The organism is Roseovarius sp. A-2, from assembly GCF_002072155.1.
GTDB lineage: Bacteria > Pseudomonadota > Alphaproteobacteria > Rhodobacterales > Rhodobacteraceae > Roseovarius.
In genome coordinates this window covers 1-4988 of record NZ_BDIY01000061.1, presented here as the reverse complement: position 1 = coordinate 4988, position 4988 = coordinate 1, and the positions used below count along the sequence as shown (strand labels likewise).

Annotated in this window: 7 protein-coding genes; 3 read left to right on the top strand and 4 right to left on the bottom strand. The window is 57.0% G+C overall.

Annotated elements, in window-relative coordinates; all coding sequences use genetic code 11:
- The first annotated feature begins 270 nt into the window (after nt 1-270).
- Genes BHD06_RS22360 through BHD06_RS23980 form a run of 3 tightly spaced genes read left to right on the top strand, consistent with a single transcriptional unit; the run spans nt 271 to nt 1309 of the window.
- Nucleotides 271-873 carry a hypothetical protein gene (locus BHD06_RS22360; protein WP_080459152.1) on the top strand — a complete coding sequence of 201 codons (603 nt, stop codon included), beginning with the start codon at nt 271-273 and terminating at the stop codon, nt 871-873.
- A gap of 19 nt (nt 874-892) precedes the next feature.
- Nucleotides 893-1111, top strand: coding sequence for a hypothetical protein (locus BHD06_RS22355; RefSeq protein ID WP_139784859.1), 219 nt, complete (start codon nt 893-895; stop codon nt 1109-1111).
- 33 nt (nt 1112-1144) lie between these two features.
- Complete coding sequence (locus BHD06_RS23980; RefSeq protein ID WP_176214478.1) at nt 1145-1309, top strand: hypothetical protein; 165 nt, start codon at nt 1145-1147, stop codon at nt 1307-1309.
- Nucleotides 1310-1346: 37 nt separating this feature from the next.
- Here BHD06_RS23980 and BHD06_RS22350 read toward each other — a convergent pair whose 3' ends face one another.
- From BHD06_RS22350 to BHD06_RS22330, 4 genes are all read right to left on the bottom strand, one after another.
- Nucleotides 1347-1736, bottom strand: coding sequence for a phosphoglycerate kinase (locus BHD06_RS22350; RefSeq protein WP_254892575.1), 390 nt, complete (start codon nt 1734-1736; stop codon nt 1347-1349).
- 226 nt (nt 1737-1962) lie between these two features.
- A complete protein-coding gene (locus BHD06_RS22345; protein ID WP_080459149.1) occupies nt 1963-2841 on the bottom strand; it encodes a GIY-YIG nuclease family protein in 879 nt (292 codons plus the stop codon).
- Nucleotides 2842-2952: 111 nt separating this feature from the next.
- Nucleotides 2953-3303, bottom strand: a complete 351-nt coding sequence (locus tag BHD06_RS22340) for a hypothetical protein (RefSeq protein ID WP_217805722.1) — start codon at nt 3301-3303, stop codon at nt 2953-2955.
- Between the two features lie 525 nt (nt 3304-3828).
- Nucleotides 3829-4740: an ArdC family protein gene (locus tag BHD06_RS22330; protein WP_080459147.1), complete on the bottom strand. Its 912-nt coding sequence runs from the start codon at nt 4738-4740 to the stop codon at nt 3829-3831.
- Nucleotides 4741-4988 lie beyond the last annotated feature (248 nt).

Below are 4988 nucleotides of genomic sequence, written 5' to 3'. Positions count from 1 at the left end.
TTCGAGGGCCTGCCTCGAAATATCTCGAGGGGTATCTCGATTGGTTCGTGGCGCGGGTCAGTAAAGTGCAGCCAGAGGATGTTCTGCGGGCTCTGTGAGCTTACCAACACAAAATGCGGACACTACTAAACCCTAAAAGCCGCCCTGGAAGAGAAAGGCTACTTTCTCGCGCGCGGTGATCGGCGCGGCGTCGTTGCGCTCGATTATCAAGGTGAGATTTACGCGCTCGCCCGTTGGTCTGGCGTGAAGGCGAAAGATGTAAAGGCCCGCATGCCGGACGCGGACAAGCTGCCGAGCGTGCAGGAGCGCCGCGAGGAAATCGCCAAGCGTATGGGCGATCAGCTCCGCAGATACGTCCTCGAAATCAACAAGGCCTACACCAAGAAGCATCCGAGTATCGAATTCAAACGCACGCAGGCCGTAGAGCGCCACCGTTCCGAGCGTAAGGCGTTGGACGATATGCAGCGTATCCGCTGGGAAAAGGAGACATCCGCCAGAGCCGCGCGCCTGCCCAAAGGCGTCAGCGGGCTGTGGAGCCGGATCACGGGTAAATACTCAAAGATCAGAACGCAGAACGAATTGGACGCATGGCAAAGCTATACCCGCGATCAAGCAGAACGGGATGCGCTGGTGTCTCGCCAACTCGATGAGCGTCAGCAACTTCAGCGCGCCATCAAGCAAATGCGAAAGCAACGCAGCCAGGATATTGCCGATCTACATAATGAGCTGAGCGCATACTTGATGATGGAGCGCGGCTATGCCGCTACTGCGAAGGTCAAGGCTGACCTCGGCAAGCAGTCTGAGAAATCCCCAAGAGACAGAATCCGTGAGCGTGATCGCTCAAAGGATAAAGGTTCTGATTTTAACCCCTAAACACAGAAAGGAGGAAACCATGCGACATACATTGATGCTCAACCTGGACGAGGCGCATGCGATACAACTCAAAGAACTACGCCAGCATTTTCATCTGGCGGCAGATGATACGGTGCGCCTCGCCATCCGGCTGACGCACGCCCGTCATAAGCAAAAGCCGGACGTGCTGGTGCCGGAATTCAAGCCGCGCGCAAGTCAGGAAGACTGGCTTGACGACGAGGACAACTCGCCGTGCTAGGTCCAAAACTAAAACCCCAAAGGAGAATGAAAGATGACTGACAAAGAAAACGTCCCGAAAAAACGAATCTTGGATGGCCTGGAAAACTCTAGCCCCGAAGAGTGGAAGGAAGCTTGGAGGAAAGCTCAGGCCCAAGAGGAGCGGCGCGATGCCTGGCTCCGTGAGCGGATCAACAATGGCCCAAAGCCAGGACAATAGTAAGCGCCGCCCATAAGCGGGCGGCGCACTGCCCAGCCTACCACCAAGCGTAGTAGAAGACGGTATCGCCATCGGCGATGGCTTCTCGCGCCTTGGCAATGAAGGCCAGATCATCTTCGGATTCCGTTCCTTCGGACACGCCGAAGAAAAAACCCGAGGTCGGCGGCAGGTTTCCGGCCTTGATGTCGGCTTCCAGCCTACCGAGATCAGCTTCGCTCAAGGCGACGGGTGTGCAGTTGAAGTCAGGCTGCTCGCCGCCCTTTTCGAAGTAGAGCGTTCTCATCCAGCCGTGCAGGTTGGGGTGTTTGCGCCAGTAGTGCAGCTCTCCCACGTTCTGATCCGGCTTGAAATCAACCTCGCGCTCGAAGCCCTCATCTGAAATCATCGCGTACATATCTAGTCCCATAGCTTTTTCCTTTCGTTTCACGGGCTTCGTCCTGATGGACGCACCCGAAACGGCAGGGGCGAAAACGCAGGCGGTCATGGGCAACACGGGCGGCGAAGCCGCTGGTGCGGGCAGCCCGATTGACCGGCCAGTGGGCTCTGCCAGGGAATGCGGCAAATCCTGCTTTCAGGACGAAGCCAAAACGAAAGGAAAAGATAAGGGAAGCCGGTGCTTACGGCTGATGGAATGCGCTTTGGTGCGCGCGGCGTTATTTCTTAATCTGGGCGGTGGCCAGCTTGGTCGCCACATCTATTGCGTCCAGACCGAGATAGACTTCGTTGTTGTTGGGCTCGGTGCGGTATGTGGCAAAGGCCTCTCCGAGATACTTCTCGATTTCAATGGCATCCTGGACGGAGCCGATGGGTTGGTCGGTGTGCAACGTCCATTGTGGCTCACTGGATAAACGGTATTTGTTGAATTCGGCAACCCGCTGGCTTGCGTCCTGTGCATGACCGATTTTCAAGGTTCGCCCGCCCTTGCCAAGAGTGGCGATGTAGATGCTGTTTGTCGCCCCGGCATTGGGCTGAACCGTGTAGCCGTTCAGCGCGAAGGGATGTTTCTGGCGAAGCTGCTGCACGCGGCTGGCCATCGTTTGATAGCGCGGCGTCATCACTTCCAGCTCTTCGCCGTTGGTCGCGATCAGGTCTTTGAGTGTTGCGGCCAGTTCATCGCCCACTTCCTGCACGGTCGTGATCGCACGCTGCGTGTGGGTCGCAGGTGTATAGCCGGGAAGCTCGCGGAATTCCGGCGCATCCCGAATGATCCATGTGCGGATCGGCTGGAGAGCGAAAGGCCAGCGATAGCTGCCGTCTTCCAGCTTGTCCCAAGAGTTTCTGGCTTCAATCCCGAATTCCGCCGTATCGGCAGTCGAATGGCTGATCTGCCAGACATTGATGACGCGACCTTTCAATTCTTCCGGTATTTGCACATCAGGATCGCCGGGGCTGCGGCTTACAACACCAAAAACGAAGTCGCCCTCTTGCGTGCTGCGAAGCGCTACTGTGCGGTTTTGTTTGCTGGTGAAGGTCAGCGGGCTGCCTCGCTCGCCGTGACTGCCCCAAACATAGGTAAAAAATACACCGCTCATCCATATGCCTCACAATCTCTTCCGGTTTTCGATGCTACTAGCGGTATCCGCTACTGCCAAGGATGTGAGCCATGAAGGATGCGCCGCCAGGATTGCTGGCGGCGCTACTCGTTAGAGCAGGTCAAAGAGATCGACTTGCTGCGGCAGGCTGCCCAATAGATCGAGATGCGCGAAGTCATTGTAGATATGCGCGTATTTGAGGCTCATAGCTGTGTGGACGGAGTCGCTGCAATTCGGGACTGGCTCGCCTGCATGGGCTTTGCGATAGGCATGAAGCTCGCGGGCCACCTCGCGGTAGATGGAGATATTCTGCTTCAAGGATTGCCGGACTTCCTCGCGGATTTTTCTGAGTAGCCGTGAGCGCTGCGGTTCTGGCTTGCTCGCCGCGCTCAAAATCTCTTCACGGCGGTAGCCCTTGTATCCTGCCAGGCGTACCTCGAAACGAATGACCTTCGGGGGCACAACCTCGCCGCCCAGATGATAGTACCACGGGTGGCCGGGGCGGTAGCCGCGTGTATGCGCTGACGGCTGAGACCACGGCACACCTGTCCAGCAGTCGATGGTTGCACCATTGGAACGAGCCGCCGCTCTTGGATGCACGGGGGCGGATAAATGCTGTAGTCAGTCCTCTCCCAGCATTCCGATCAATCCCGCCAGCACTGCGAAGATCACCGCATCAGAAGGATAGCGAAGCGCCATCTGCGCATCCGCCTGTTTGCAGGATCAAGTTACTTCCCGAACCATCAGGCCTTCCATGGGCCGATGATGGTTGTGCGGGGCCGAAAGGCCCTGAGTGGTTCGGGGCCTCCTTTAAGCAAAAAGAAGGATGAGATGACACTCGTCTCACGTTTTGAAGCGGCATCCCGCAGCACGGCAGAATTGCACGGCCTATCTTGTCCTTGCGTACAATGGCCTTGTCGAGGCAAGAGGTCCAATCGGCTGACCATGAGGTCAGCCGAAAAATTTTTGAAGTTGTTGAGCCGCCGCTTACGCCGCGACTCCTTCGTCCTGCTGCTCGTTTTCGATAAGCGGTTGCAGACCGTGCAAGAAATCTGCGGCACGCTGCGCATGGGCGGCGGCGGCGAATATCGCCCGCTTGTCGTCCTTCAAGACTTTGAGCCAGCTTTGAATATAGGCGGCATGATCGGTGCCAGGCTCGGGCGTCAGCTCCAGATCGGCGCAAAGAAACGCCGCGCCCAGCTCGGCGACAAGCTCTTCTCTGGCGTAACCTTCATCACCCCAACGCTTGCGGCCAAAGTCGCGGTCAAGGCGGGTTTTGTGCTTCGTCCAGTGGGTCAGCTCGTGGGCAAGCGTGGCATAGTAGCTTTCAGGGCTGCGGAAGGTTTCGAATGCTGGCATCTGCACGTGATCGGTGCCGCCGCTATAGTGGGCGCTGTTCCCGCCGTGGCGGATGTCTGCGCCAGTATGCCCGAAAAATTCTTCCGCATGGCTGATCCGCAAGGCGGGATCAATCACGGGCTCGGGCTTCGAATAGTAATGCTCGGGCAAGCCTTCGATCTGCTCGACGTTGAAAACGCTGTAGCCTTTCATGAAAGGAATTTTGCGCTCTTCCTCGCTGCCGTCGTCCTGCTCTTCGGTCTTTGTGATGGTGTTTGCATAGACGACCAGATTGCCGCGCTCTCCCTTCTTGACGTGCGCGCCAAGCTCCTTGGCCTGTTTGAAAGTCATCCAGTACGGGGAGAGATAACCCGCCTCAACGCTCGCCCCCCAGAGCATCAGCACATTGATTCCGTTGTAAGGCATGCCGTTATGCCGCAGTGGCTTGGTGATCTTGCCTTCAAGGTTGCCAGCGTTCCACGGCTTGAGCCAAGAAAGCTCGCCGTTCTCCAGATCGGCAATGATCTTGTCTGTTACTTTCTGATAAACATCTGCTTTCATGTCCTTTTTTCCTCCTTTGGATAGTCGGTTGCGCATGCAGCCGGACTAGGCCCGCGCCAATGAGCGGGGGGAGGCCGTCAAGATCGAAAGGATCGGAAGGTGGTGCGGGCGCAGTGCTAACGTAACCGCGCCATTGGCACCGCCTGCCTGACGCTTGGGCAATGATCTAAGATACGTGTTTAACTACGTCGTTAGCGACGTGTCTTATGCGGGGTCTTTGATGCGTGGAGAAGTTCTTGGGTTGGAGC